The organism is Serratia sp. SA088, from assembly GCF_049065515.1.
Taxonomy (GTDB): domain Bacteria; phylum Pseudomonadota; class Gammaproteobacteria; order Enterobacterales; family Enterobacteriaceae; genus Serratia; species Serratia nematodiphila.
This window is the reverse complement of the sequence record NZ_JBAKGW010000026.1, coordinates 1-3,303: the sequence shown is the minus strand read 5'-3', so window position 1 is coordinate 3,303 and position 3,303 is coordinate 1. Positions and strand designations below refer to the sequence as shown.

General features: G+C 66.4%; 2 protein-coding genes. Both read right to left on the bottom strand.

Annotated features, from left to right (window positions below; all coding sequences use genetic code 11):
• Positions 1 to 1,892 (bottom strand): S8 family serine peptidase (locus ACOWVD_RS25435; RefSeq protein ID WP_421105947.1); only part of this gene is annotated, 1,892 nt, incomplete at its 3' end.
• A 4-nt stretch (positions 1,893 to 1,896) separates the two neighbouring features.
• The coding region (locus ACOWVD_RS25430) for an autotransporter outer membrane beta-barrel domain-containing protein (RefSeq protein WP_421130425.1) at positions 1,897 to 3,303 on the bottom strand (1,407 nt) is incomplete at its 5' end.

The following is a 3,303-nucleotide window of genomic DNA, read 5'->3' as shown; positions in this document are numbered from 1 at the left end:
GCGCTCAGGATGGTGTACTGCTGGCCCAGCAGGCTGCGCACCTCGCTCTCCGTCAGCAGATTGGGGCTGTTCTCCAGCGTGACCGCCACCTCGCCGCCGCCGATCGTCGCCGAGCCGCTGCTCTGGATCCGATCGCTCTGGCCGTTCGGCCCCACTTCCACCGCGTAGCGCGAACCCGGCTCGAAACTGACGTTGCCGGCCACGTTCAGGGTGCCGATCGAGTTGCCCGGCGCCACGGTGCCGCCGCGGCGGGCGGTCAGCGAACCGACTGTGCCGCTGCCGCCGACGATGCCGCCGTTCTGCACGCTGACGGCCGATGTGACCGAGCCGTTGATCGCCAGCCGCCCCTGATTGACCAGCGTCGGGCCGGCATAGGTGTTGGCGCCGGTCATGACCAGCGTGCCCATCCCTTCTTTGGTCAGGCCGCCATGGCCGGAGATGTTGTTGGAGTAGACTTCCAGCTCGCAACTGATGTCGTCACACTTTCTGGCGTGCAGCGTGCCGGCATCCACCTCGGCGCCCAGACCCGGAATATTGGCGACAAACTGGGTCGGGCCGTAGGCCACGCCCGTCGGATCCGGAATGCGGAACTCCGCAGGAATATCTTCGACGGTATAGAACATGCCCGGGCCGTTGATAGCTTTGCCCAGGTTGATCATCCCCCAGCCGTAGAGCGCGTCGATGCCCGGCGCGCCCATATCGGTGGCGGTGGTTTTCAGCACGTCGGCAATCTGCGCCGAGCTCATGTACGGGAAGCGCTGCAGCAACACCGCCACCGCGCCGGTGACGTGCGGTGTCGCCATTGAGGTGCCGTTTTTATTGCCGTAGTCCGACACCAGGTTGGCCGGATCGGAGCCATTGGCCACGGTGCTGTAGATTTTGCTGCCCGGCGACGAGACACAGAAGCTGGCGGTATAGCCGCAGCGGGAAGAGAAGCTGCTGATGGTGTAAGGCACGCTGTTGGTCGATGCCGCATCCTGCGCCACGCTGGCGACCGACAGCCAGTTCGGCGCGATGTCCGGCACGAAATAGGCCAGCCCGCTGATCACATCCGGCTGGTTGTAGTTGCCGTCGTTGCCGGCGGCGAACAGCACCAGAATATTCTTGCGCGCGGCGTCGATAGCGCCCTGATAACCTGCGCCAGCCAGGCTGCCGAGCAGCGGTTTGACCTGATCGAACTGTTCCTGCGCATCCTTCAGCTCAAAGTGCAACGCATTAGGATCGCGGCCGCCATCGGACAGAAAGTCGGGAATGCTGACGCCCCAGCTGTTGTTGATCACCCGCGCGCCGCTCTTGATCATCGCCTGCCAGCCGGCATTAGTGACGGCGCCGTCCAGGCCGAGGAATTCGCCGTAAGCCGGGCCGTCGTTGTCGTTATCGACGCTGATCACCTGCGAATCGAAGGCCACGCCGTGCATGCCGGTGCCATCGCGGTTGGCCGCGCTGATCCCCGCGACGTGCACCCCGTGGTTGCTCAATGTCGCCCCGCTATAGAAATGGAAGGTGCCGTCGAAGTAAAAGCGATCGCCGGCGTTGATCCCCGGCCGGTGCGGGTCGGTATAGGCGCGGTAGCCTTCGGTGACGACGTTGATCAGTTTGCCGTCGCCAGCAAACTCGGGATGGTGGTTAACCGGGGTGTCGAAAATGCCCACCTTCTGCCCTTTGCCGGTATAGCCGGCGGCGTAGGCCTCATCGGCATGGATCGCCCCCAGCCCCCAGTTGGCGTTGAACTCGGCGCTGCGCCAGCTGGCCGGATCGCCCGCCTGGCCGTTCTCTATATAGGTTGCGGCCTGCGCATACCCCGCCAGCGCCATGCAGCAGACCAGCGCGTTCAGCCGCCATGGTGAGCGACGAGCGTTTCCTTTGCTATCAAAACCCATTGTTGTTGTCATTTCCTTACCTTTTGCTTGTTATTGGCCGACGCCCCAGGTGCGCCGGGTTCTCATTAGCAGGATGTGAAAAAGGAACCGCCCGCAGACGGTTCCCGTACTGGTTCTGCGACAGCAGCCCGCCGTAGCCCAGCGACAGCGTGGCGTTCTCGTTCACCGCCACTTCCGCCCCCGCCTTCAGCACCATGCCGTCACGCGACACCGGCACGCTGTCCACCACGAACGGCGCGTTGCCGCCGTTGAACCGCAGCCCGGTGCCACGCTCCAGCCCGCCGTACTGGTGTTGCCACCCCAGCTCGCTGCGCAGCGCCACCGTCGTGCCCGGGGTCACCTGCCACGCGGTGTCCGCGCGCAGTCCCAGCGTCGACACCGTCGCGTCGGTGTGCTGCTTGTCGCCGCGCAGCGCCGCTGCGCCGCCGCTTTCCGCGATGCCGTTGTTTTCAAAGTTCACGTACGCCAGGTTCACGAACGGCTCCAGGTTCAGCCACTCACCCTTCACGCTGTAACCCGCTTCCGCGAACAGCTGCTCGGTGCGCGCGCTGTACTTCGCCGTGTCGCGGTCCGACTGCATCCCGTAGTTCACCGAGCGCTTGGTATCGATGCGGTGCCAGGTGTAGCCCGCCCCGCCGCGCAGCGCCAGCGCACCGAACTGCTTGTCGCCGTACGCCGCCAGGTGGTAGTTGTCGCTGTCCGCCTTCGACCCGTACCCGCCGTGCAGCGAGGTGCGGGTGTAGCCGGTCGCCACCCCCAGCCGCCAGTCGGCCGCCGCCGCCGAGTCCAGCCCCACCAGCACCCCGTAGGTCGAGGCCTGATAGCCCGTGGCGTTGGCGTCGCCCGAAGCGTGATCCCACGCCCCCAGCAGCTGCGCCCAGGCGCCGCCCTCGTCCGCCTTGATGGCCGACGAACTCGCCAGCCCTTCCGCCTGACGCAGACGCCCGTTCAGCGCCTCACGCAGGTAGCGGCTGTCGTTCACCAGCGCCGACGCGATGTCCGCATGGATTTGCCCCGACAGCTGACGGAACGCCTGCCGCGCCTCGCCCGCCGTGCCGCTGTTGAGAATGCTCTCGTAGACCGGGTTGCCCGCCGCCAGCGCATCCGCCGCCGCCGCTACCGCCCGCTCGTTCGCCGTCTGCGCCACGCTGGCGAAGCTTGTGCCGTTGCGCCCGACGCTCAGCGTCACCCCATTCGGCTGGTAGCTCAGCCCGGTGCCGAGGAACAGGTAGTTCGGCGCCACCGCGTCAAACTGCCCGCTCACCCCCTGCTGCGCGCTCAGGATGGTGTACTGCTGGCCCAGCAGGCTGCGCACCTCGCTCTCCGTCAGCAGATTGGGGCTGTTCTCCAGCGTGACCGCCACCTCGCCGCCGCCGATCGTCGCCGAGCCGCTGCTCTGGATCCGATCGCTCTGGCCGTTCGG